Source organism: Bacillus sp. H1a, assembly GCF_000633475.1.
Classification (GTDB): domain Bacteria; phylum Bacillota; class Bacilli; order Bacillales; family Bacillaceae_G; genus Bacillus_A; species Bacillus_A paramycoides.
In genome coordinates this window covers 1-618 of record NZ_AYMH01000146.1, presented here as the reverse complement: position 1 = coordinate 618, position 618 = coordinate 1, and the positions used below count along the sequence as shown (strand labels likewise).

Annotated in this window: 1 protein-coding gene; it reads left to right on the top strand. The window is 38.3% G+C overall.

Annotation, left to right across the window (positions count from 1 at the left end; translation table 11 throughout):
* Window positions 1-618 (top strand): T7SS effector LXG polymorphic toxin (locus U860_RS0130755; protein ID WP_025151468.1); only part of this gene is annotated, 618 nt, incomplete at both ends.

Genomic DNA, 618 nt, shown 5'->3' with positions numbered 1-618 from the left:
TGGGCTTTCAAGTAGATTTAAGGGAATTCAATGAAATACTGGCAAAACTCCAAAAAGACACCAGTAAAACCAATGATCAACTTGAACAAGCCAAAAACGCATTGAATGGAATCATTCAGGCTGATGCCATGCAGGGTGAAACAGGAAAAGCGATTGTCAACGACATCAATAATAATCAAAATACAGTTGTGATTGGGTTGAAAGATTCCAATGAACTACTTATTATGGAAATGGCGAAAACCTTACAGGATTTTCAGTCAACAACGGGAGAAAGTGATGAGAATGCGGTTATTCTAGAAGATGCATTGCTTCAAGCGCAAAACAAACTTTCCAATCTTCAACCCAAGAAACATGAAATGGATAGTCGCATCTCTAATATTTACAACAGTGTGAACGATTTGGTTTCACTGAGCATGCCGAACAGCCAGTTTGATGAAAAACTGGTTGCAGCCAGCAAAGAACTAGAGGATACGATTCAAAAAGTACAGCAATTTGAAAGTAAAAAAGAAAAAAGCAATGCGGAAAACATTCTCGATGCCCTAAACCAACAAGTTCAAATTGCAGGCAAAATGGGTAGTTTATCTTATACTGATCCGAAACTGCAAGCCTTCTTTGCGC